The sequence below is a fragment of the Chryseobacterium ureilyticum genome (assembly GCF_900156735.1).
GTDB lineage: Bacteria > Bacteroidota > Bacteroidia > Flavobacteriales > Weeksellaceae > Chryseobacterium > Chryseobacterium ureilyticum.
The window spans coordinates 15,433-40,618 of the sequence record NZ_FTOL01000010.1 but is presented as its reverse complement, the minus strand read 5'-3'; the positions used below and the strand labels follow the sequence as shown (position 1 = coordinate 40,618).

The 25,186-nt window shown below is 34.6% G+C and carries 23 protein-coding genes and 1 tRNA gene; 12 read left to right on the top strand and 12 right to left on the bottom strand.

Annotated elements, in window-relative coordinates; translation table 11 throughout:
- The first annotated feature begins 85 nt into the window (after positions 1-85).
- Together BW983_RS20590 and BW983_RS20585 are read left to right on the top strand one after the other, a co-directional pair.
- Positions 86-625: a hypothetical protein gene (locus BW983_RS20590; protein ID WP_076553680.1), complete on the top strand. Its 540-nt coding sequence runs from the start codon at positions 86-88 to the stop codon at positions 623-625.
- A 57-nt stretch (positions 626-682) separates the two neighbouring features.
- On the top strand, positions 683-1,195 hold the full coding sequence (locus tag BW983_RS20585) for a hypothetical protein (RefSeq protein WP_076553679.1): 513 nt from the start codon (positions 683-685) through the stop codon (positions 1,193-1,195).
- Between the two features lie 62 nt (positions 1,196-1,257).
- Here the strand turns inward: BW983_RS20585 and BW983_RS20580 are convergent, their stop codons facing one another.
- The 4 genes from BW983_RS20580 to BW983_RS20565 form a co-directional block, all read right to left on the bottom strand.
- Positions 1,258-2,901, bottom strand: coding sequence for a S8/S53 family peptidase (locus BW983_RS20580; protein WP_076553678.1), 1,644 nt, complete (start codon positions 2,899-2,901; stop codon positions 1,258-1,260).
- Positions 2,902-3,108: 207 nt separating this feature from the next.
- The gene (locus BW983_RS20575) at positions 3,109-3,702 is read right to left on the bottom strand and encodes a hypothetical protein (RefSeq protein WP_139329331.1); all 594 of its coding nucleotides are present in this window, start codon (positions 3,700-3,702) and stop codon (positions 3,109-3,111) included.
- 12 nt (positions 3,703-3,714) lie between these two features.
- Positions 3,715-4,164, bottom strand: a complete 450-nt coding sequence (gene dtd / locus BW983_RS20570) for a D-aminoacyl-tRNA deacylase (protein ID WP_076553676.1) — start codon at positions 4,162-4,164, stop codon at positions 3,715-3,717.
- 9 nt (positions 4,165-4,173) lie between these two features.
- On the bottom strand, positions 4,174-4,632 hold the full coding sequence (locus BW983_RS20565; RefSeq protein WP_076553675.1) for a hypothetical protein: 459 nt from the start codon (positions 4,630-4,632) through the stop codon (positions 4,174-4,176).
- A gap of 109 nt (positions 4,633-4,741) precedes the next feature.
- Here BW983_RS20565 and greA point away from each other — a divergent pair, with 109 nt between their 5' ends.
- The 7 genes from greA (at position 4,742) to BW983_RS20530 (ending at position 10,672) form a co-directional block, all read left to right on the top strand.
- Positions 4,742-5,212, top strand: a complete 471-nt coding sequence (gene greA, locus BW983_RS20560) for a transcription elongation factor GreA (RefSeq protein WP_076553674.1) — start codon at positions 4,742-4,744, stop codon at positions 5,210-5,212.
- 59 nt (positions 5,213-5,271) lie between these two features.
- Positions 5,272-5,661, top strand: coding sequence for an HIT family protein (locus BW983_RS20555; protein ID WP_076553673.1), 390 nt, complete (start codon positions 5,272-5,274; stop codon positions 5,659-5,661).
- A 70-nt stretch (positions 5,662-5,731) separates the two neighbouring features.
- A complete protein-coding gene (clpX, locus tag BW983_RS20550; protein WP_076553672.1) occupies positions 5,732-6,919 on the top strand; it encodes an ATP-dependent Clp protease ATP-binding subunit ClpX in 1,188 nt (395 codons plus the stop codon).
- Between the two features lie 74 nt (positions 6,920-6,993).
- Complete coding sequence (locus tag BW983_RS20545) at positions 6,994-8,967, top strand: T9SS type A sorting domain-containing protein (protein ID WP_084184621.1); 1,974 nt, start codon at positions 6,994-6,996, stop codon at positions 8,965-8,967.
- Between the two features lie 8 nt (positions 8,968-8,975).
- Positions 8,976-9,200, top strand: a complete 225-nt coding sequence (locus BW983_RS20540) for a signal peptidase (RefSeq protein WP_076553671.1) — start codon at positions 8,976-8,978, stop codon at positions 9,198-9,200.
- Between the two features lie 61 nt (positions 9,201-9,261).
- Positions 9,262-10,554 carry a TlpA family protein disulfide reductase gene (locus BW983_RS20535; RefSeq protein WP_076553670.1) on the top strand — a complete coding sequence of 431 codons (1,293 nt, stop codon included), beginning with the start codon at positions 9,262-9,264 and terminating at the stop codon, positions 10,552-10,554.
- Positions 10,555-10,598: 44 nt separating this feature from the next.
- Positions 10,599-10,672 (top strand) — tRNA-Met (locus BW983_RS20530).
- Between the two features lie 439 nt (positions 10,673-11,111).
- Here the strand turns inward: BW983_RS20530 and BW983_RS20525 are convergent.
- The 8 genes from BW983_RS20525 to BW983_RS20495 form a co-directional block, all read right to left on the bottom strand.
- Positions 11,112-12,410: an HlyD family secretion protein gene (locus tag BW983_RS20525; RefSeq protein WP_076553669.1), complete on the bottom strand. Its 1,299-nt coding sequence runs from the start codon at positions 12,408-12,410 to the stop codon at positions 11,112-11,114.
- Positions 12,411-12,455: 45 nt separating this feature from the next.
- Entirely contained in the window at positions 12,456-14,648 is a 2,193-nt protein-coding gene (locus BW983_RS20520; protein ID WP_076553668.1) for a peptidase domain-containing ABC transporter, read from the bottom strand.
- Positions 14,649-14,731: 83 nt separating this feature from the next.
- On the bottom strand, positions 14,732-14,896 hold the full coding sequence (locus BW983_RS24630) for a bacteriocin-like protein (protein ID WP_162926236.1): 165 nt from the start codon (positions 14,894-14,896) through the stop codon (positions 14,732-14,734).
- A 72-nt stretch (positions 14,897-14,968) separates the two neighbouring features.
- Positions 14,969-16,477, bottom strand: a complete 1,509-nt coding sequence (locus BW983_RS20515) for a thioredoxin domain-containing protein (protein WP_076553667.1) — start codon at positions 16,475-16,477, stop codon at positions 14,969-14,971.
- 746 nt (positions 16,478-17,223) lie between these two features.
- A complete protein-coding gene (locus BW983_RS20510; protein ID WP_084184619.1) occupies positions 17,224-18,180 on the bottom strand; it encodes a DUF3810 domain-containing protein in 957 nt (318 codons plus the stop codon).
- Positions 18,181-18,274: 94 nt separating this feature from the next.
- Positions 18,275-20,044: an MFS transporter gene (locus BW983_RS20505; RefSeq protein WP_076553666.1), complete on the bottom strand. Its 1,770-nt coding sequence runs from the start codon at positions 20,042-20,044 to the stop codon at positions 18,275-18,277.
- A 40-nt stretch (positions 20,045-20,084) separates the two neighbouring features.
- Entirely contained in the window at positions 20,085-20,813 is a 729-nt protein-coding gene (locus BW983_RS20500) for a lysophospholipid acyltransferase family protein (protein WP_084184617.1), read from the bottom strand.
- A gap of 3 nt (positions 20,814-20,816) precedes the next feature.
- Complete coding sequence (locus BW983_RS20495) at positions 20,817-21,275, bottom strand: GtrA family protein (RefSeq protein WP_076553665.1); 459 nt, start codon at positions 21,273-21,275, stop codon at positions 20,817-20,819.
- Positions 21,276-21,631: 356 nt separating this feature from the next.
- Here BW983_RS20495 and BW983_RS20490 point away from each other — a divergent pair, with 356 nt between their 5' ends.
- From BW983_RS20490 to BW983_RS20480, 3 genes are all read left to right on the top strand, one after another.
- Entirely contained in the window at positions 21,632-21,895 is a 264-nt protein-coding gene (locus BW983_RS20490) for a hypothetical protein (protein ID WP_065393372.1), read from the top strand.
- A gap of 85 nt (positions 21,896-21,980) precedes the next feature.
- Positions 21,981-22,832, top strand: coding sequence for a BadF/BadG/BcrA/BcrD ATPase family protein (locus BW983_RS20485; RefSeq protein WP_076553664.1), 852 nt, complete (start codon positions 21,981-21,983; stop codon positions 22,830-22,832).
- Between the two features lie 15 nt (positions 22,833-22,847).
- Entirely contained in the window at positions 22,848-25,136 is a 2,289-nt protein-coding gene (locus BW983_RS20480; RefSeq protein ID WP_076553663.1) for an NADP-dependent malic enzyme, read from the top strand.
- The last annotated feature ends 50 nt before the right edge of the window (positions 25,137-25,186 follow it).

Here is a 25,186-nt window from a genome sequence, read left to right as displayed (position 1 = left end):
TACTTTAACCAGGAGTGAATAAAAGAAAAAGACAGGAAAACCTAAAAAACTTCCATCTTGGCTCACATCCTTAAATTTAATTATTATGAAAAAAAGCTTATTGTTAATTCCATTGATTATCATTTCCTGTAAGAAAGATCCTGCAGTCACTGAAACACCAGGAAAAGACTCTGTCGCAGCAACAGAAATGCCGGATTCAGTTTATAAAAGAGATTCTATAGCATTGAAAAAAAGAGACTCAATCATTAACAATGCTCCCGCGACCAAAGAAGTTTTACGTAAAGGGGTAATGAGAAACGAAAAAGAAGGTCAGATCGTAAGAACAGCAGATGCTTCTCAGCTTCCGTTTACTTTAGGTGAGGAGTTTACAAAAGATGATCAGGAGCTGGTTTTAAAACTTACAAACTTTGAACAGTCTAAAATAAAAGCAACGATTGCTACAAAAGAGAAAGATTTTAATATCAGATTTAATCAGATAAAGCTTCCTAATGGAGATTATGACGGTCCTTTCGGGAGAGATATCACTTATGATATAAAAGAAAAAGGAGAGGTATGGCTTATTATTGGGAAAAGTAATATGGCTTCTGGAAATACCAAAGGGCATTTTACAGTAAGTGTAGAATAGATCAATCAATTTTGGTACAATTTCTGCAAACTATATCCAAAATTTAAATTAAATATTATGAAAAATATAGTTCTAACAGCAATGGTTGCCTCAGCCGCACTTGTAAGTTGCGGAACCGTACAGTCATTGGTTCAGAATACGTTCCCATACACAGCGAATGTTTTAGTTTCTACAGGGGTACCTGGTGATAAGGAAGTTTCTTCTACAGCAACTGCAACTAATGTACAGACATGGTTTGGAGGTAACAACAATGCAAAGATTAAAGATGTAAGAATTTCTGAAGCTAAGATTTCCGTAGCAAGTCCTTCAGGAGGAAATTTAAGCGCTTTTAAATCCGTGAAAATATATGTTTCTTCCAATGGAACAGGAGAAAGGCTGATTGCGTCACGTTCCAATATGTCAAACAATTCTTCAAGCCTCAATCTTGATCTGAATGATACAGGATTTCTGGATGAAATTGTAAAAAGTTCTGGTTTAACGGTAAGAACCGTTTATGAACTGAAAAACCAGACAAGTTCAGATATGAACATTAAAGTAGCCCTTAATTTCAGCAGTGTTCCTGCGAAATAATTTTATAATAGTTTATGAAGAGAAAACACCTTTCAGCTTGCTGAAAGGTGTTTTTGTATATATTATAGTTTGGTGAATTTCTCAACAACTCTTCTCGGTCCTTCATTGATGTTGATCATATATTGTCCTGTCGGAAGCTGTGAAATATTAATTTTTTCATCCGAAGAAACTGTGCTTTTGATCACCGATCTTCCTTGCATATTAACGACTTCAATGTCCAGTTTTTTATTTTCTTTACTTTGAATCGCTATGAAACTACTGGATGGATTTGGATAAATTTTAACTTCCAGCGGAGGTAAAGCGGTAACTGTAGCTTTGGATTTACCTTCCAGTTGTAATATCGCATTCTTTACATTCGGAAGAGGTCCTATTTTCTTATTGGTATCTGTACCACCCTGAGGAATTCCTGTAGAAACCAAAAGGCTTCTCATAGCTGATGGACTTAAGTATTGTCCTGTTGTCTGCTTGTAAAAAGATTGGATCAATACCGCAGCTGAGGCTACTGTAGGTGTTGCAGAGCTTGTTCCGCTGAAATAATTGTAAGTTCTGTTGTTGTCATTATCATATTTCGCATACGATCCGTATCCTGCGGCAAGAACGCTGCTTCCCCATCCCTGCACATCCACTCTGTTTCCGTAAGTACTGAAACTTTGTTTTGAATGGGTAGTATTAGGAGTTCCTGCTCCTACAATGATAGCACCGCTGTTTCCTCTTGATCTGTAAGTAGCATAAAAAGGATCATCAAGGTCCTGATTTCCATTTCCTGCCGCAGCAACGATAATGATTCCTGAATCTGTAGCCGCTTTTGTAAGATCCCAGATCACACTGTCATATTCCGCAGGACAATATTCTCCGTTCTTCCCACCAGTCTGCATTTCATAAAGAATAACATCTCCAGCCGTAGAAGCATTAATGGATCTGCTCACTGCCGAAGCTCTGTTGTAGCCAACGGTAGTCCATTCCATATACCCTTTTATTTCTGAAGCATTATAAACGGCACCGGTAAGTCCGATATTATCTTTTATAGAGCCTAAAATACTTACAACAGCAGTCCCATGATCACGATAATTGTTATTAGCTAACCCGGAATTGGGAGAATATCCTGGTTCCAGTTGTATAGAGTTTTGATTGGTTAGCATTTCATGAGTTTTATAAAAACCATATTCCACATCACGGATTCTGATATTTTGCCCGGTAATTCCTCTGGACCATGCGTATTTTGCATTGATGCCCGGATTGTCATTAAGATAAGTCTGAACGCTTTCCAGATCAGGAGTAGCAACGAACATATTAACCAAAGGAGGTTCAACTGGCGTTCCACTCATCACAGATACATATTCTACCTCAGGAAATCTTTCAAGAGTTTGAATCAGCTTTTGAGAAGAATCTGGGTTATGTAAAGGAATATTTGCCTTAAATATTCTTTTCAGTTTTTGAACAGATTCTCCTGAGTTGCCATTCATCCTACTGCTGATCATCATTTCATTGATTTTTTCATCACTGAATTCAAGATCATAAGTAAATGTAATTTCATTTTCTCTGGAGAACTTTTCCAGCTCAGCATTTTTGTTGAAAGCTGCTTTTTCTGAGGTAATACCTTTTGAAAAGCACACATAGATGATTGAGTTTTGATCTGGGCGTGATTGTCCAAAAGAAAAGAAGAAACAGAACACGAAAAGTGTAAGAATTCTAAATTTTGTTTTCATATTGTTTTTGTTAAATGGTTGTGAATAATTTTGTGTTAGATCAAAAATAATAATAAAATAAAAACAAATCACGTTTTTGTGAGTTTATTTTTTATTTCTGCTGAATTTGCTTTATTTAAGGGACTTCTGTAATCATAAATAAAAAAATACCTTCCAGAATTACTGAAAGGTATTTTGTAAGCGGTATAAAATGAGAACTAATTTACACTATTCCTCAAACCAATTTTCTTTTGTTTTATGATAATAAATCTTCTTTTTATTCATGATTTGGTATTCAATACCGATGCTGTCTTTAGTTACATTTACAAGTCTTGCATTCTGAATAGGCTGGTCACTTCCTATTATTGGACTTTCGGGAGTAAGTTCTAAAACATTTTCAGCAACACTATCATAATGTGTTCTTAAAATTTGTTTTTCAAGAATTCCTTCCTGTCTGTAAATGGTTATTTGTGGTTTGTATAATACTCCCGGGCGATTTCTGTCAATTCTATAGGTATCATCAAGCTGAATTCGCTGATAACTTCCAATGGTTGAAAAATAATGTACCAACCCGAAAAACGGAATCATCATGGGTAGAATACTCAAAATAATTCCTGAAATGATCAGTGTAAAATAAACCTTAGTGATTTTCTTTTTCCAGAACTTTATAATGACAAAAACTGTCATCGACAGCCAAAGCCAGCCGATTATTTTATCGGGATAATATCCGGAAAAGCTATAATTATTAATACTCATGAGAATCCCACACAATAAAATCAGTGAGATAACGAGATAAGCGATGGCTATTTTTTTATTTGTCATGTATTTCTATGATCAGTTTTTGGTAATAGAATCCATAACGATAGTCACAGGTCCGTCATTGATTAGCGAAACCTTCATGTCTGCGCCGAAAATTCCGCTTTCCGTTTTTAAACCGGATTTCGCAATTTCTTCTTTAAAATAATCAAACAATGGAACTGCTTTATCTGGTTTTGCAGCTTTGATGAAAGAAGGGCGATTTCCTTTTTTATAATCAGCAATCAATGTAAACTGACTGATGCATAATATTTCTCCTGAAATATCTTTAACAGAAAGATTCAGTTTGTCATCTTCATCTCCAAAAATCCTAAGGTTTAAAACTTTTTGTACCAGCCAATCCGCATCTGTTTTTTCATCATTTTCATCAACGCCTACCAGCAGCATCAATCCTTTTCCTATTTCACCTACGATGTTTCCGTCTACTTTTACACTGGCTTCAGAGACTCTCTGTATAACGATCTTCATTGTTTATTTTTAATAGTAAATACTTAAAGTTTTGCTTACTTCATCATAATTGTAAGGATATGTTTTCGGTGGTAGTGAAGTTTTAGAGCCACTTTCAGGTTGCCCAGTTCTTAAGATCCAGGTTGTATTATCCTTTGGACAAATAATAGAGATATTGTTTTTAACTTCAAGAGTAGTATTGTTATCGGGGCATAGGTGAGGTGCATTACGGTCATACACTTTAAATGCATTTCCCGTACGTACAATAATCAGTCCTCGCGTTCCGGATTGCTGCTCATCAACGTAAGCCCAGCCATTGTCATAATTCAAAGAATTGTACAGAGGCATGGTGTTTAAGTTAATGGTTACATTGATGGGGGCATTGGGAAAGCAGCTTACAGTATCTTCTCTGCTTCCGCATGAGTTTGTAGATAATGTACTGAAAACCAATAAAATAAAAATAGATAATATCGAAAAAGTTTTTTTCATTTCAATTTAAATTTTTATATATTTGTAAAAATTAAACGATTACAACACGAAAACATTGTCCGGCAAATGTCGGATTATTTTTTTATACTAAAACTAAATTTTGAAAATTATGGCAAGCTATGTAACAAAGGAGGGCCTAGAGAAAATGAAAGCTGAGCTGGAACAGTTGGAAACTGTAGAGAGACCAAAAATTACTCAGCAGATCGCAGAAGCAAGAGACAAAGGAGATTTGTCTGAAAATGCAGAATATGATGCGGCTAAAGAGGCTCAGGGGATGCTTGAAATGAGAATTTCCAAGCTGAAAGATGTTATCTCAACTTCTAAAATTATAGACGAAAGCCAATTAGATACTTCAAAAGTTTCAATCCTTACAACGGTGAAACTTAAGAATAATGCGACTAAGCAAGAGCAGGTATTTACATTGGTACCAGATAACGAAAGTGATCTTAAGACAGGAAAGATTTCTGTAAATACTCCGATCGCTAAAGGACTATTAGGTAAAGCTAAAGGTGAAACAGCTGAGATTACTTTACCAAACGGAAACAAACTTTCTTTTGAAGTATTAGACATCTCTCTATAGTCTGATACCATCTTTCTATTTCTAAACTTCTAATATTTAACGACTAACTTCTAAATACAATGAGCACTATATTCACAAAAATCATCAACGGTGAAATTCCCTCATATAAAATTGCAGAAGACGAAAACTTTATAGCTTTCTTAGATGCAATGCCTTTGGTGAAAGGACATACTCTGGTAGTTCCTAAAAAAGAAGTGGATTTGATTTTTGATCTTGAAAGTGAAGAATACAAAAACCTTTGGGGATTTGCCCAAGAGGTAGCCAAGAAGATCAAAACTGCAATTCCATGTGTAAGAGTAGGAGTAGCAGTTGTAGGACTTGAAGTCCCTCATGCCCACATCCATCTGATTCCTTTAAATAAGATGGAGGATATGAACTTCAGAAATGAAAGATTAAAATTAACGAACGAAGAATATACAGAGATTCAAACCTCAATTATAAATTCTTAAAAAAAGCAGAAAATCGTAAAAAAGAAATTTTTTACGATTTTCTTTAACATATACACATATATTATATCATATGAATTCAAACCAGTGTTCTTTCTGCGGTAGAAAAAGAAATGAAGTACAGATGCTGATTTCAGGGCAGAACGGTTTTATTTGTGAAAATTGTATAGAACAGGCACACACTATCGTTAAAGACAGTGCTTCCAAATCAGAATATTCATCTGCAGACAATATGGAAGATCTTAAAAAACCAAAAGAAATCAAGGTATTTCTTGATCAGTACGTCATCGGACAGGATCAGGCGAAAAAACAGCTTTCAATTGCTGTCTATAATCATTATAAGAGATTGCTTCATGCTCAGGATGAAAACAGAGAAGTAGAGCTTGAAAAGTCTAATATCATCATGATTGGAGAGACAGGAACGGGAAAAACCCTTCTTGCAAAAACCATCGCCAGAGAACTTAACGTTCCTTTCTGTATCGTGGATGCAACCATTTTAACAGAAGCCGGATACGTAGGAGAAGACGTTGAAAGTATTCTTTCAAGACTATTGATGGTGGCTGATTACGATGTAGAGAAAGCAGAAAAAGGAATTGTCTTTATTGATGAGATCGATAAGATTGCCAGAAAATCAGATAACCCAAGTATTACACGAGATGTTTCCGGAGAAGGTGTACAACAGGGATTATTAAAGCTATTGGAAGGGAGTATTGTAAACGTTCCGCCACAAGGAGGAAGAAAACATCCAGACCAAAAATACATTCAGGTGAATACTCAGAATATTCTTTTCATTGCCGGAGGAGCTTTTGACGGAATCAAAGAGATTATCGAAAGAAGAATGAATAAACAGGCAATTGGGTTCAGTTCTGAGAAAATCAATAAAACAGATGAAGATGAATATGTATTAACAAATATTAATGCAATCGATCTTCGTTCATTCGGATTAATTCCCGAACTTTTAGGAAGATTTCCAATCATCACCTATCTTGATAAACTAACAAAAGAAACGTTGGTAAGAATCATGAAAGAACCTAAAAATTCAATCGTGAACCAATTTGTAGAGTTATTCAAAATGGATGGCACGGATTTGGTAATCACAGACGGTGCAATCGAAAAAATCGTAGAGGAAACTATTGAAAAAGGATTAGGAGCAAGGGGTCTGAGAGGGACTACAGAAAAAGTTTTAGAAGACTATATGTTCTCAATCGGAGAGGAGAAAGAGATTGTATTAACGGAAGATAATATTTTGATTAATAGATAAAAATGTTTTTTTTTTAAGAAAAAAATAATACCTTTGCGGGTGAAGATTGTATTAACACACAAATAATTTATACAATGAGAAAAAGTTTATTTGCTATAGGTCTTTTAGCAATTAGTTATTCTGTTCAGGCGCAGATACTATGTCATGTTGACACTAATGCTAATATGTATGTGAGCGAAGGCACCCTAGTTTATAGCGGTGGAGGTGTACAAACAAAAGGCAATGGTCTTTTGGACGTACATGGAAATATTATGGTTGTGGGATCTGGTACAGATGCTTTTAAAACAATCGACGCCGGAGGTTCAGATAAAACCGATGGTGGAAATATTGTTTTAAGGCTTAATACCCCCGGAAACTATAATTCTTCTACGTATGGTCAGTTGTTCATCGATGGATTATCCCAATCCAACATTACAGGTGTCGTAAGTAAAGAATACCTTACTGATAAACACGGTAACGGTAATTACTTCCAACAGATTGCCCTTCCTTTCTATGGAAAGGCATACAGTTCATTATCCACAGAATTAGGAAAAGCATTTGGTACCACAAGGAATATCCAAAATCCTGGTTACATAAATAATGATCTTATTCTACAATGGAATAACCCACAGGCTAAATCTGATCATGTAACGGACTTGTCAAGTACTACAAGTAACGGTCCGGCATATTATATGTTAGGTTCTAGAAATAATAACCTAAATCTTAATACGCCTCTTGGTGCTAATACCGTATATACTTTAAACGGTAGACCATATGCAACTTTTGCTCCAGTAAGCTTACAGAATGGAGGAAATGTGTCTTTTGGACCTAATGGTAACGGAGCAAACAATCATGGAGAAGCTTATAACTCTTACCTTCAGGATCAGTTTGATCTTCCGAATGGTGCGTGGAATGCTACTTATGGTAAAAACATTTATCAGTTTGGTAACCCATTCTTTACCAACTTGGATCTTTCTAAGATCGGTTATATAGAAGGTGGTACTATTACAGACGGAAATAATGTAGCTAACATTATGGGGATTGAATATTCAGCAGGTTCAGTGGTAACCTTAGCTAATGGATATACTTATACTACTGGTGCATTAATACAGACATTTAATTCAAATGGAACTCCTGTTGGAGATATGGGTTTAATTATCAAACCAATGCAACCATTTATTATTAAGTTGAGAGATAATTCAGCACAGACTCTTAATTTCAGTACTCTTAGAAGATTTAAGGATGTTGTAAGAGCAAATGGAACAGATTATGGTGTAACTGCAGCTAGAGTTAGCAATAAAGTAACTAACGGAACAGTTAAACAGCTGGGAGTTATTGGTCTTGATGCTAATGGTAATGAAATTGGAAGAACCTATTATGTAGTTTCTCCTACTGCCACTACAGGCCATCAGATGTCTATTGCCACTACAGTACAGGCTGCTGCAACTCCAAGTAACCTGATTGGTACATTTGAAGAATTGCCAACTGGTGGATATGATCCGCAACAAAATTTAAAATATTGGTTATATATTAATGAAGCTAACGAAGATAACTTCTTAGGAAGAGATGTATTACTATGGAACTATGATTTCAGTAAGCCAGACAAGAAAATTGTTTCTTACAAATTTGAAATCAGAGAGAATGCAGAAATGATTGCTGCTGGAGCACATCAATTGTCTTCAGGAACAGGATTCTTTTTTAAAGCATCCAATGGTTCAGTACAAGAAGCAAAACAGGGAGATGTAGTTCCTGTAACTTCTAAGTCATATAATCTATACTATGGAGCACCTGATAGAGGAACTCTTGCAACTAGAGAAACGAATATAACTTCTAGAACAACAGTTGTTTATAATCCTGCAATCAGTAACTATATCGTTAGATTTGATCCAGATTGGAAAAAAGCAGATATTGAAGTTTATGATATGAGTGGTAAACTTATTATCTCGAAGAAAGCTGTTGAGACATCCAAAGACTTCGTAATTGAACTTAATGATTCAGTGAAGAGTACTTATGTCGTAAAAGTTGTTTCGGATAAAGGAGTAATAGTGAACACCAAAATCTTAAAATAAAAATTAATATGAAAACCATAAATAAACTAATATTTGCGTTATTTTTCTTTGCCACATTATTGGTAAGGGCAGATATAGATGATATGCCAGTTCCAGGAGGTGGAGGAACCGGAGGACACGGTACCGGAGGAGCTCCATCGTCACCAATTGATATGTATGTATATTTACTTTCTATTGTGGCATTTGCATTCATCGTATACTTTACAAAAAAGTATAAAAACGTTAAAGCATAAAATTTTATTAAAATAACAAGAAACTCTCTGATTAATCAGAGAGTTTTTTTATTTTTACTCTATGAAAAAGATTTATACATTATCTGCAATGTTAGCTGCATTTGCTTTACAGGCTCAGTTTACAGTTACTATTCAAACACCGGCAGATTTTAAAGATAAGGATGCAATTCTATATACATTAAACGGGTCAAAAGATATTATTGTTACAAAAGAACAAAGTAAAAATAATACATGGACTTTCAAATATCCCAATCATTATATGGGAATGATGAAAGTTTATTTCCCAGGATCCAATAATACAGTGAGTTTTATATCTGAAAACAAGAATGTAAATTTCAAACTGGATATTCAAAAGGATAAAGTGAAAGATGTCGTTTATCTTGATGAGGCTAACGAATTAATGAGTAAGCAGCAAGATGGCTCACAAAAGAAAGAGCTTATCTTACCTGCTTTAGGACAGATTAAAGAATACTATAAAGATAATACTGAATTTGGTAAAGCATTGAAGCTAGAGATTGAGAGACTTTCTGGATCATCATCTTCCATAGATGCTGCACAACATCCGTTTATTTCATATTATAATACAAACTACAGTAAATTCCTTTCCAATAGTCCTGATGGAGCAAAAAAAGTAGATCAGGAGGAAGTAATCAACTTCTTAGATAAGTCTAATGATATGCTTGAAAGCTCATCGTTATTGAGACCTGTATTGGTGGCTTATTTAAACTCAGGAGGAAATACTAATGTGGGGGCTTCTGTAGATAAACTTTTAGATCGTTTAAAGGTAGAGACACCAAGAGGACAGACAGTATTATCAGAGCTTATTGATATCTTTGATGTCTATCAAATGGATGAGTTTAAGACCAAGTATCTTGGTTTAGCTAAGAATCTTAAATGTACCATTAATGACAGGCTTGCTTCTACATTGAAGTCCAATGCTAATGTGGAAATGGGGGCTGCTTTCCCTAACTATAAGTTTCAGTCAGCAACTAATACTACAGCTAAGTCTATTTATGATGTAAAGGCAGACAAAAAGGTAATTGTATTCTGGTCTTCTACATGTTCACATTGTGAAACAGAACTTCCTAAATTATTAGAAAAATACAATGATTTAAAGACAAAAGATATTCAGGTGATTGCTCTGTCTTTGGACGTAGATAAAAATTCTTATACAAAAAAGATTGCTGCATTTCCTTGGATCAATGATTCGGAATTAAGAGGATGGAACAGTAATTATGTAGAAACCTACAATGTTCATGCAACTCCGACGTATTTTATTTTAGATGCTAACAATAAGATAATCAGCAAACCAGAACATGTTGGGAATGTTTTAGAATATTTTAAGTTAAAATAATTTTGGTAGTTAAAATATAATTTCTATATTTGCACCACCAAAACGGCGAGGTAGCTCAGTTGGTTAGAGCGCAGGATTCATAACCCTGAGGTCACGGGTTCAATTCCCGTCTTCGCTACAATAAACCGCAATCATTAACTAATGATTGCGGTTTTCGATTTTTATAAGGTTGTTCAATCTTTTGTATTCATACTGTCAATTCTCCTGACAAGCTTCCTTTTTGGTGATTCTTTTTTCCTAAAGTAAATAATCCACTCTCTCGGAAAGAATTAATGTTCTTAATATCTCCATTCAAAGGACGTTTACATTCTGTATTTAATATTATTTTCAAATAAGGCTTAATTAGAGGTTTTTAATCGTTTTAACTATTTGGATAAGGTATTTTATTCTATTGAACAAAAAACAGCGCAAATGGCGAGGAAAAGGGCTGTAGGATGCGAAAGTTTCTATACTTGACACTATGTAATAGACAAGACTCTTTTCTCTCATCATTTGAATGATGAAATAGTATAAAAAAACCGCTTCAAAAAGAAACGGTTTATGATTATTTTGTATGACTATGCCTGATAGCCTAATAATTCTCTGATTTGGTAGAAGAACCTTTCAATAAGTCTGAGATCTTTTGTGACGATTTCAGCGTTACCTCTAAGTTCTTTATCAAACTTCAAGGTTTTATTGTAGCTTGTCTTTAAACCGTTTGGCAAAACTACATCTACATAGTAATTTCCTTTGTCGTCCGGAATAAGAGATATATTCTGAACTTTCCCTTCGATAATACCATATTCCTGGAAACGGAAGTTATCAAGTTTGATCAAGACCTTTTCTCCTGGAATAATCTTCCCTGAATTGGCTGTAGGAACAGACATTCTTCCTACTATTCGATCTTTGTTCTTTGGTAGGATAGAAACTATAGGCTCTCCCGGCTTTACAAACTGATTTTCCCCGAAAAACTGCTGGAAGCTTGCTACACCATTCGTGGAAGAAATAACAAGGTAATTTTGCTCCCATTGCTTTAATGACTTTCTAAGTTGTTCAAATAACTGTAAAGTCTGTGCAGAGTAAGTAATTCTTTCTTTTTCCGAGTTGATTGCTGTAACGCTTTGAGTTTTGTTAATATTTGAAATTCCTTCCTCAGCCTGAGATATGGATATATTAATATTCTCAAGGTTTTGCTGTGCCTGAAGATATTTAATCTTTTCATTTTCCAGTTCTACCGCAGAGATTACTCCTTGATTAAAGAGTTCCTGAGATCTGTTAAAATTCTTTTTAGTAAGATCATATTTTACGGATTCCAGACTTTTCTGCTGTCTTAAAGTTGTCATTCTTAATTTATATTCAGAAATACTCTTTTGAGAAGCGAGGTTTTCGGGAACGTAAGGTTGTAACCTTCTGAAAAGTTCTTCATCTTGAAAAGCTTTTGCAAAACTGTTGTATTCTCCCTGCAATTCTCCAAGCTTAAATCTGGATGACTGGGCAAGAGGAAAAGAATACAGTTGATTCGGAGATATAGAATCAACGATTTTTTTTAGTTCCAGAACATCCTTGTAATTGGCTGCAGATTGCATGACCATTAGTACATCATTCTTTTTAACTTCCTGATGATCTTTAATAAATATTTTCTCTATTCTGGTCCCTATTCTTGCCTCTATTTTCTCCGGAGGATTTTGAGAAGTTACAATAATGGGAGCCGGCACAAATTCCGGGTATTTTATAATATAACTCATTACGAAAATAAGCAGGATAATCACAAATATAACTGTGTTTCCCCAACGTATCATCCAATTAGGCGGCTGGGTAAGAATATCCTGTACACTTTCTGAGCGGAGTTCGATATTGTCTAAAACGTCTTCTTTCATTTTTCTGAGATAAAATTTCTTTCCAAATTTGAAAAGAATATTATTTTAATTTCCTAATTCTAGTTGATTTCTAACCAATCTGTAGTATTCGCCTCTTAAATCAACTAATTCTGCGTGGCTTCCTTCTTCTACAACCCTTCCTTTATCCAATACAATAATTTTGTCGGCATGTTTTACAGTGGAAAGCCTGTGAGCAATAACTACGGCTGTTTTTCCCTGGAAGAACTGTTCTAGATTTTCCATAATAACCTTTTCGTTATTAGCGTCCAATGCAGATGTAGCTTCATCAAATAAGATGTATTGAGGTGATTTGTAAACTGCTCTTGCTATAAAGAGTCTTTGCTTTTGTCCGCCACTTACTCCAACACCTTCATTTCCGATCTTTGTATTATAGCTGAGAGGTAAGCCTTCTATAAAGTCTTTAATATTGGCAATTTCTACTGCTCGCCTTAGTTTCCGTTTATCAATGTGATCTTCACCCACTGCGATATTATTGGCGATAGTATCGTTAAATACATAACCTTCCTGCATTACTACACCACAATGATCTCTCCAGAAACGTGGAGATATGTTTTTCATGCTTGTGTTTCCGATTCTAATATCTCCTTTGTCAGGATCATAAAATTTCATCAAAAGCTTAAGTAAAGTGGTTTTTCCACTTCCACTTGCTCCCACGATAGCAGTAGTTTTTTGATAAGGGATTGTAAGATTCAGGTTTTCAAAGACAGGAACATCTGATCCTACATATCTGAAAGACATATCTGTAATTTCGATATCTCTATGTGGAATATCCATGGCGTACTGCTCATCTTTACTTTCTTCATCTTCTTTATCATGAATTTCTCCTAATCTTTCAAGGGATATTTTAGCATCCTGAGTTTGCTTAATAAAATCGATGAGCTGCAAAAGCGGGCTGTTCAGCTGTCCAATGATGTATTGTACAGAAAGCATCATCCCTAATGTTAAGTTTCCACTTAATACCAGTTTTGCAGAAAGGAAGCTTACCAGAATATCTTTAATCTGATTAATGAAATTTCCTCCTACTGACTGCCATTGTTCTAATGAAAGTGATTTTATCCTTATTTTAAATAACTTTACCTGAAGAAATTCCCAATCCCAACGTTTTTGCTTTTCAGCGTTATGCATTTTGATTTCTTGCATACCGTTGATTAATTCAATGACTTTGCTTTGCTCCTGAGAAACCTGGGAAAATCTTTTATAATCAAGTTCTTTTCTTTTTTTAAGGAAAAAGGTAATCCATCCGATATATAATCCAGCACCAATCAGATAAACAATGAAAAGCCTGTAATCATACAGTAATAAAACAATGCTGAAAATAATAAGATTCACAAGCGAGAACAAAGTGTTCAGTGAAGAACTTGTTAAAAGTTGTTCTATCCTGTGATGATCGTTAATTCTTTGCATGATATCACCCGTCATCCTAGTATCGAAGAAGCTTATAGGGAGCTTCATCAGCTTAATGAAGAAATCGGAAATGATCGAAATATTTATTCTGGCTGAAAGGTGAAGAAGGATCCAGCTTCTGATCACTTCGATACCCATTCTTCCAAGGAACAGCATGATCTGGGCAAGAAGTACCACGTAGATAAAGTTGATGTCCTGATTCTGAATACCGACATCCACAATACTTTGCGTAAGGAAAGGGAATACCAGTGAAAGTAAACTTCCTGCTAAAAGCCCTACCGCCAATTGAATGACAAGGGATTTATATTTTAACAGATACTTGGAAAGGAATGAAAAGCTGGCTTTACTTTCTTCAGAATCAAATTCCGTTTGAAAGAATGCTGGTGTGGTTTCCAGAATAAGAACAATTCCTTCTTCCGTATTTTCATTAGCGTTTTCTCCAATCCAGGCTTTAATGAATTCTTCCTGTGTGTAAGAAATCAAGCCATAACTTGGATCTGATATATATACGTTGTTATTTTTATCTGTTTTATAAACTACAACAAAGTGGTTTTTGTTCCAGTGGGCAATACAAGGAAGTGGAACTTCTTCTACAAGGGTTTTGAAGTCAACCTGAACTCCCATCGATCGGAATCCCAGGTTTTCTGCAGCATCACTCAGCCCCAAAAGGCTGCTTCCTTCACGGGTAGTCTCAGAAAGAGCTCGTATCTGTTGTAGGGATATATTTTTACCGTAATATTTACTTACGATTCTCAGACAGGTTGGTCCGCAGTCTTTAGTGTCTGGCTGCTTATAAAAGGGGAATTTTTTCAAAACTAATACTCATTATAAAATGTCGTCATATTTTGACGACATTTTTTGCTTTATTCAATATTATAATTCAAAGAAATGGTTGGCTAGTAGTAGCACCATTTGTTACATGCATTAATAGCTCCTTCCTTAGGTGGATTTATTTTGGACTCGCAGTAGCTTGCTTCACTTTGGATTCTTGCACATTCCTGTGTAATACCACCTTTTAGTGTTCTTAAGTTCTCTCTTGAAAGTTTTTTAAGATTTTTCATAATATATAGTTTTTGGTTAATGCTTTATTTTTCCTAAGATAGTGAAATTTTAGAATTGTCAGCTTTTTTTTACTAAAAGTCTTCATCTTCTATTAATTCATCAACAAAGAATACAATATCTTCACGATCGTATCTTTCAGGGTACTGATATCCGTTGATAATAAATACAGGAGTGAAGTTCAGCCCGGCATTGCTGTTTTCCATAGACATTGCTACCAGAGGGCTTACATTTTCTGATGTAGGAACTCCTCCTACAAGAGTATTGATCTGGCTTTCGTCTTTTGTTTCAAACCATTTTTCTATGGCATGAAGGAATTCTTTTTCAGGTTTATTATTGTAAATGTGAGTGAAATCTGAGATCAACTGATTGTATTTTTCATTGGCTCTTTCTGGAATATAATTGAATCTCATTTGTAATGAAATGTCATCCGGATATTTCTCTAAAAGGTTTTCTACAATTTTATGAGCATCTTTACAGAAACCACAATATGGATTGGAAACAATGGAAATACGAACTTTAGTATCTTTTTTTCCTACTGAGAAAGTTTGAGTATCCTGAAAATCAATTTTATCTTTTGTTAATAATTGACTTTTGAATAGCTCATAATTTCTTTTAAATCTCAGGTTCTTAGCATTTGACTTTTGAATCTCCTCTTTTTGCTCAAGTAAAGTATTGAAATAGATTACTGCTGAAAAAATAAGAGCCCATAAGATAACAGTAAGTAGAAGTATTCCAACTGCAAATGAGTAATTTTCAAAAAAGAAACTGCTGATAACCAATTGTCCTACAAGGATTGAAATGATTAAAAGACAAACTTTACAAAATGTCTTCTCTACAAAAGCCTGAACGTAAAGAGAATATCCAATTGCCAGTATGGAAACAAATGTAAACCCTTTTACAATATAAGCGGTTGCAGGTAAAAACAGCCCTAATACCGCAAGCCCTGTGAAATAGATTAATGAAAAGTCAGAAAACTTTAAACCTAAAATACTGGTTTTATCTTGTTTTATGATTTTATCACAAGCATTAACTGTCTGTGTAACAGTAGGAGCACCACATATACTTCCGATCACTGTAGAAGTATTTCCGAATTTCTGATTGAATAATTCCAATGAAATATATACACCAGCTAGTGAAAGTAAGTTGAAAATAGCTTCCTGTATGGTTTGGTTGAGAAGGGAATAAATAAGAATGACTGCAAAAATAGCATATAAAACAGGCTTGAAATTGAAGACCATTTTACTTTCTGCATTTTCGGTTTTTTCAAATAGAAGTACAAAGTTTGTAGACTTGTTATATAACTCTTCTTTGTTTAAAGTTTTTGCTTTTTCCGAGTAGACTGAGTAATTGGTTCCTGATTTTTTGACTAAGGAAAACGAATTTTCTACAATTGCAATAAACTCTTCAGGAAGTTCATTCCAGTATTCTTTGTCAAGTTCATAGGCATCATTTTTTACTCCCATAAAGTTCAAAGTATCGCTAAATGCCAGCGCAGATGGATAATTCGGATGGGAATTAAACTGGAAAATAAACTCCTGCTTATCGAGTTTCAGATAGTTAATTAGTTTGTCAAAAATCATATTAATATTTTTAACTAAAATACACAGATGTTTTAAATTAACAAAAAAATTTTTCTTTTATTAGTGAGATATAGCGTGGAGTAGGCGTATTTAGTTTAATTTTCAATATTTTATATTTAATTTTAATTGGAAATGTTTTTTAAAAATTAAAGTTTTAAAGTTCATCATAATGATGATCTGGTTCATAAAAGAGAAGTATTGTCCACATCCTTATTTTCCCCTTAATCTAAAATTCATAATAACAATGGTTATAGAATTTTCATTATTTAAAAACTAAGTCTTTTCTAAAGAAATAAAAATATATAAGTTCGACAGGCGAATGACACTACAAATAATCTTTTGGATCAGTCAAATTAATGGGTTTAAATTTTAGATATATATCTTCTTTTAAAGGGAATAACTCTAATTTTTCTTCTGTTGAAAATAGGGGATAACTGGAATATTTTATGTGTAACCAAAACTTTGATTCTGTAGTTTTTTAACGTATTAAGTACAACTTAATTGATTTTTTATTATTGTATCTCAAGTTTGATTAAGATTAATATTGTTGTTCTATAAACTCAAAAAAACTTAAAAAATCATAAAGTTTTCATAAAGTTTTAAAAAAGAAATAAAATGTTTTTGTATTTATAAAATATGTCGTACTTTTACATCGCCTTGAATGAGGGAACAAGTCAAGGTAATAAATTTTTTTTCATCATTTGTGTTTTTAGAATCGTATCGCCTGATACGATTCTTTTTTTATTCTATTTTTCGTAGTTTAAAAGGAGATCTATAAAGTAAGAATAGGTGACAGAACCTTCCTGTTGATTGCTTTTTAGGAAGAGATTATTGGTAAATCCAAAAAAGTCATCCAGCCATCCCTGATGTCTGAGAATGAAATCCTTTTCATAAGCACGATCTCTTTTCATTGCAGGAGAATAATTGTTGATAACTGATTTTACAAACTCTGGATCTTCATCCACAATAAATTTTAAAAGACTTTTTAGAGTAAAGTATTCGGTGCTATATCTCAAATCAGGATGATGAGAGTGAACCCCTATCAGATATCCTACAAAATTAGCCTCTTGTTCTCTTGCAAAACCAAGCTGATGAGCACTCTCATGGGCTGTAGTAAAAGGAATGAAAGTAGATGGTAATTCAGCGTTATATTGTGCTTCGGCAGTGAATGGATTATAGTATCCTAGAATGCCTGTAAAATTCATTACTTTTTTAAATAAACTAGGCTTAATGGAAGCAATTTGGGTTGCTTTTTTGTCCGAAATATATCGGGGAATTTTTGCCTGTTGTTGTAAAATTTCCAGCTGTATGGATTTTAAGTCTGTAATGATGAAAACCCCATTCTTGTCTTCCTTTACAGATTGGCGTGAAACTTTACACTTTTCAAGATATTGGAGTGCTAGTTTTTTAGCTTTATTCATTTCAGGCTCGTTCTGGCTCGAGAGTTTTTTTATAATCGGAGTCTGGAAATATAGCATCCCCCAGAATATCTGATAGGTAAAGTAAAAGATATTGATGATCAAAAGAAGTCTTACGAGGGAAGTGTTTCTTTTTTTTTTCTTAAATAAAGTAATGAAACAGTATAAAAGGCTAATTCCTAATAGGATATAAAAAACATCTCCCCCAGAAAATGGAAGCCAGCTGAACAATATCTGATGAAAACCTTTTTGAAAATCAAAGAAACTTTCAAAAAAAGAAATCATGTGCTTAGACTTTGAAAAACAGTAAAATAAAAGAAATTGGGCAAGTAAAATACCTGCCCGAAATCTCTTCTTCTTATATATATGTTGTATATTCTTAATGAGCACCTTCGGATTCTAAAACGTCAACGTTAATTCCCTGTCTAAATAAAGATTTTTTAGCCAGATATGCAAATACCGTGATGTATACAAAACACAATACAGGAATTATATACGAACTGTGAATTCCGATAATATCAGAAAGCTTGCCCTGAAGTGGTGGGATGATACCTCCACCTAAGATCATCATAACAAGGAATGCAGATCCCTGGGCTGTGTATTTTCCTAAACCTGTGATGGCAAGTGTAAAAATAGAAGGCCACATGATACTACATGCAAGACCTCCGGAAAGGAATGCATAAATAGCAAAGTTCCCTGTGCTCAACAATCCTACGATCATTGCAACAGTTCCGAATAATCCAAAAATAATTAATGTTAAAGCAGGTTTGTTCTTACTCACTAAGAATAATAAAACCTGAATAGCTACACATACTGCATAGAAATACAGATGAGACATATCTTTCTGAGCAATCGTATTGATTCCGATAATCACAGAGAATGCAATGAAAGGAACAATAATAGTAGCAATAGTTTGTTGTTGTTTTGTTAAATTAAAAACAGCAATAGCACCCGTCCATCTTCCGATCATTAAACTACCCCAATACATGGAAATATAAGGTGCCAGATCAGAAGACTGATGCCCTCCGAATTCAGGCAAGCTTAAAAGCTCTCCAAGATTACTTCCGATAGCAACTTCTACCCCTACATAAGCAAGAATAGCAATCATTCCCAATACAAGCTGCGGATATTTCATAGCACCCCAGCCTTCAGCATTTTTCTTAGCACTTGAGTTTGCAAATAAAAGAGAGATAATAACAACAAGTAATGCACCACCCAGGTACATCATTCTCTTTTTCTCCAATGGATGCTTGATGGCTTCCAGATCTGATTTTGTTTTTACAATTTGTGCTTTATAAGAATCAATTGTAGCAGTATTTGTTTCTTTCTCTACATTGCTTTCCAATGTAGTTATCTGCTGGCTTAGCGTCTCGATATTCTTTGCTTCCTCAGAATTGTAGCTGCTGAATACAGGAATAAAGAAAAGGATCACAAGAATTGTCATTGCAATCAGTGTCTTTCTTGCTTTACCAGCTTTTTCCATAGGCTCAGTAGAAATACCATCAGGAAGTTTCTTTGAAAAGTAGAAGATCCCGGCAGCAATTAAGAAAAGAGCACCTACAGCCGTATAAAGTAAAATTACCTTATCAAGAGCAAGGTGTTTGATCTGATCATCATCTACTGTAGCAGTAGTCCCGAAAAGTGCCAATCCTACGATAATAGGACCGATGGATGTTCCAAAAGAGTTGATTCCACCTGCAAGGTTTTGTCTGCTTGCTCCGGTTTTAGGATCTCCCAGAAGAACGGCAAACGGATTCGCAGCGGTCTGCTGAATAGAAAAACCTAATGCTACCACAAAAAGCCCGATAAGCATTCCATAATATACATTGCTTTTCACCGCAATAATCATAATGGCTGCCCCAAAGGCGGATAACAGAAGCCCGTAAACAATACTCTTTTTGTATCCCCATTTACCGATAATATCAATTCCTTTTATAGTACTGAATATGAAAAGCAGTAACGCTCCCAAAAAATAAGCAGTATAAAAAGCAAAATCTATTAGCTGAGACTGAAACTGGTCAAGAGAAAAATAGTTTTTACAGAAAGGGATGAAAATACTATTGCCGGCAGCAATAAAACCCCAGAAAAAAAATACAAGTACAAGTGTGTACAGCGCCGGGTAATTAGTCGGCTGGTTGGTTTTTGACATATTTTATTGAAAATTTCGCAAACAAATATAGCTATTTCTTTTAAATAGAGTGTTCTGTCAAGGTTTTTTTAATTACTTGATAAGCCTCTTCTTTAGAGTCTTTTGGAGAATCAGTAGGCTCTATAATTCCATTGAAATAGACTTTTACTCTTCCGGGATAGCCCTTGGAGTTTTCAAAAGGAAACATTTCCTTAAGCCCTATAAAAGTATAAACTGCAATAGGAGAGTTGTGTTTTGAAGACAGCATAAACGCTCCGTCTTTAAAATTATCGAGAATGACAGACGTATCATCGGGAACACCACCTTCAGGGAAAATAGCAATGCTGTTACCTTCCTCCATCTTTTCAGCACATCTTCGGTACACGTCAGCACGGCTTTTTGCGCTGGATCGGTCTACCATGACGCAGACTCTTTTGTAAATAGTTCCGAAGATAGGGATCTTTACAAGTTCTTTTTTTCCTACAAAACAAATCGGATGGTGCGGAAAAAGAATGCAGGTAAGCATGATATCCATGATCGAAGTATGGTTCGATATGAAAACATATTCTTTATTTCTGTCTTTTTCCTGCTCAGAAAGTTTAATAAGCTCATATCGGAAACCCATCCCGTAAAACATTCCAAAACACCACAAGCGGATAAACTTGTAGGAATATTTGTAATGTTTTTTATTAAAAGATAAAAGATAAACAGGGATTCCAATAGTAGTCGTTAAAACAAATGCTAATAACAACAGCCAAAATCTCCAGAGATAATTTAAAATTTTTGTCACAGCTTAACCGTTAAAAATTACTTTCTTTTTTACCGAATAATTAAGAATGGAAACCAATAAAATTGCTGCAATCTTACTGATCATTTCCGGACTCAAGGTATAAAAAATTAAATTGATATTATCTTTAAATATAAAACTGTAGAATATCTGGAAAAACCCAAGGCTTAACAATGTCGAAAAGAAGGAAACAGCCATAAAATAAGCAAATTCCTTTTTCTTGGAATGCTTTCCTCTTTCAAATACGAACCAGATGCTCAGAAAATAATTCGTGATGATTCCGCAACAGGTGGAGAATATATTGCTTAAAGGATAATGTACCCCATGAAAGTTAGTTTCTTTAGCAAGGAAGTGTGGTAAATAAGTGCTGAATATTTTGAAACTGCCAATTTCAACAATAGCACTTAGTCCTCCGGCAATAATGAAGAACAAAACTTGTTTTTGGCGTATGAGTATTTCTTTCATTTAATTGATATAAATATATGTCATATAATACTGAACCTTAGAACGTGTTATAAGTACAGCAACAGCTGCTTTGCAATGTTCCATGTATTAATAATAGTTTACATCTATTAATAATTGTGGTATCTCATTATATGAATATGCAAATTTATAACTATATGTTAAACACTGAAAAAAGTTGTTAAAATATTTTTTTAAATAAAAATTATTTCTAATTTTAATAAGCAGAATGATGTTACAATAACCTGATAATAAATTCATTTTCAAATCCTTGTGTTAATGGTTTTTTCTATCTTGTAATGCGCGATTGGAAGCATACGACTCCTAAATTTTATGTCCTAATTGATAACAATATTTGTATGAAACGTCAAAACAAATACAGAAAATTCCAGCTTCAACAGAAAAATATTGAAGCTCTTGAGAAAGAAAACTCCCGCTTCAAACGAGTGTATTCTGAATATGAAAATATGTCTAATGAACTTTGGAATCTTGAGAACTCTACAGGGGAACCCGTTCCCGATGACTTTATCAATGCCATGGTATTACAGGCTTCCTATCTGGAAGACGAAATAGAAGACTGGCTTATTCAGTTCAATGAAAAAAAAGCAAAGATTAAACATTAATGATTTTAGACAGCTTCCAGGTTGTTTTTAAACGCTAATTGAAGATAAATTCATAATTTAGCACCCTTAAATTAAAATCTAAAATATGGTTGCTATTGTAGATAGTGGTTCTACGAAATCGGATTGGGTAATACTTGATGACTTTAAGAAAGTATTCTTAAAAACAGAAACTATCGGTTTCAATCCGAACTTTATCAACAGAGAACTTATCGCTCCTGAAATTCAGAAGAACAGCAACCTGATGTTGGTCAAAAATTCAATTACCAAAGTATTTTTCTATGGTTCAGGATGTGGTGTGAAAAAAAACTGCGAAACGATACAAGAAGAACTTATTAAGGTATTCAGTAAAGCTGAAATCATCGTAAAAGAAGATTTGATGGCTGCCGCATATGCTGCATATAGCGGGAAACCTGCTATTGTATGTATTTTGGGAACAGGATCAAACTCTTGTTATTTCGATGGAGAAAACCTGAAAATTGAATTACCATCTCTTGGATTCCTTATCGGTGATGAAGGAAGTGGAAGTGCAATCGGAAAACAGCTGGTGCGTAGGTATTTTATGAAAAAACTGCCTTCAGACCTTCATGCTGAATTTGAAGCAGAATATAAACTTACCGTAGAAGATACATTGAAAAATATGTATCACAAACCAAGACCAAACGCCTATCTGGCAGATTTTACCAAATTTGTGATTGAAAGAAAAGATCACCCTTATTTTAAGGACATGGTTTTCGAAGAAATGAAAAGTTTCTTTGAATATCAGGTTCTACCTTATCATGAAGCAAAAGACGCCGAGATCAATTTCATTGGCTCTATTGCTTATTATTATGAAAATATTCTACGTTCTGTAGCAACAGAATTTAATTTAAATGTGGGACATGTAGTACAGAAACCAATTGAAAGCTTAGTAGATTACCACATTAAATATATACTCTAACAAAAAATAAAACCTATGTCAAGTAACAACAATCGCGACGAAAAGAATTTTAGTCAGGCCGCGTTAGATTATCATAAAGCAGAACCTAAAGGAAAAATAGAAGTTATACCATCCAAACCGCACTCTTCTCAAAGAGATTTGTCATTGGCATACTCTCCCGGAGTTGCTGTTCCTTGTATGGAAATCCACGATAAGCCTGAAACAGTATACGATTATACAGGGAAAGGAAATCTGGTAGCTGTAATCTCAAACGGTACAGCAGTACTTGGTTTAGGTGACATCGGAGCAGAAGCTTCAAAACCGGTAATGGAAGGAAAAGGTCTTTTATTCAAGATCTTTGCTGATATCAACGTATTTGATATCGAAATTGATGAAAAGGATCCGGACAAATTTATTGAAATTGTAAAAGGTATCGCTCCTACATTCGGAGGAATTAACCTTGAAGATATCAAAGCTCCTGAAGCTTTTTATATAGAACAAAGATTGAAGGAAGAATTAAATATTCCTTTGATGCACGATGATCAGCACGGAACGGCAATTATTTCTGCTGCTGCTTTGATCAACTCATTGCAGATCGCTAATAAAGATATTGATAAAGTAAAAATGGTCGTGAACGGAGCTGGAGCAGCTGCGATTGCTTGTACCAAACTTTATATCTCATTAGGATTGAAAAAAGAAAACGTCCTGATGTGTGACAGTAAAGGAGTGATCAATCATAAGAGAGAAAACCTTACTCCTGAGAAATTAGATTTTATCGCTCAGACAGATATTGAAACATTGGAAGATGCTGTAAAAGGTTCTGATGTTTTCGTTGGATTATCTAAAGGAAACGTAATGACTCCTGAGATGTTGTTAAGCATGGGTGAGAATCCTATTGTATTTGCTTTAGCAAACCCTGATCCTGAAATTGCTTATGACCTTGCGCTTTCAACACGTAAAGATGTAATCATGGCAACAGGTAGAAGTGATTTTCCTAATCAGGTGAACAACGTATTAGGATTCCCTTACATTTTCCGTGGAGCATTAGATGTTCAGGCAACAGGAATCAATGAAGAAATGAAACTTGCTGCAGTACATGCTATTGCAGATTTAGCAAAAGAACCGGTGCCGGAAGCTGTAATTTTAGCTTACAATGTTCAGAATTTACAATTCGGAAGAGAATATTTTATTCCAAAGCCATTTGACAACAGATTGATCACAAAAGTATCGAGTGCTGTAGCAAAAGCGGCTATTGAAAGTGGTGTGGCAAGAAAAACTATTTCTGATTTTGAAGAATACGAACACCAGCTTCTAGACAGAATGGGAAGAGACGAAAGATTGGTAAGAATGATGCAGAGCCGTGCAAAATCCAATCCGAAGAGAATCACCCTTGGAAATGCTGAAGAATATAATGTACTGAAGGCAGCACAAATTCTTTATGAAGAAGGAATTGCTTACCCAAGTCTTTTAGGAGATAAAAAATACATCAAGGAACAAATGGAGCGTTTCGGTATCAACCTTGATATTCCAATCATTGATCCAAGTGATGACGATCAGAAAGAAAACAGAAAGAAATACAGAGAAACTCTTTGGAAACTTCGCCAGAGAAAAGGAATGAACGAATACAAAGCGAAAAGATATGTTCGCCAGAGAGATTATTTCGGACCTTTAATGCTGAAGCATGGAGATACTGATGGTCTTATTGTAGGATTCTCTAAAAACTATACTTCTGTATTACGTCCTGTTTTAGAAGTGATTGAAAAAGATAAAGGCGTAGATAAAGTAGCCGCAATGATGATGATCCTTTCTGAAAAGAAACCTATTTTCTTTGCAGATACATCTATCAACCAAAATCCTACAGCTGAAGATCTTGTGAATATCGCTAAAATGGCAGAATTTACAGTAAAATCTTTTGCTATTGAACCTAGAATTGCAATGCTTGGATTTGAAAACTTTGCTGCGATTTCTGAAACTTCTAAAAAAGTAGCAAAAGCAGTGGGTATCCTTCACGAGAAATATCCTAAAATGATCGTAGATGGTGAAATTCAACCGGATTTTGCAATGAATGCAGATCATTTAAGTGATTATCCTTTCTCAAAATTAGGAACAACTCCGGCAAACACATTCATCTTCCCGAATCTTGAAAGCGCAAACTTATCTTACAAAATTCTTAGAGGAATGAAGGTAGCACAGGTTATCGGTCCAATTCTTATGGGATTAAAACAACCGGTACACGTTCTTCAGATGCGTTCAAGCGTAGATGAGATCGTAAATCTTGCAACGATTGCTGTTCTTGACGCTCAGAGAAGAGAGAAAAAAGCATAAGATTATTAATATAATAATGAAAAAGCATCTTGTAAAAGATGCTTTTTTTA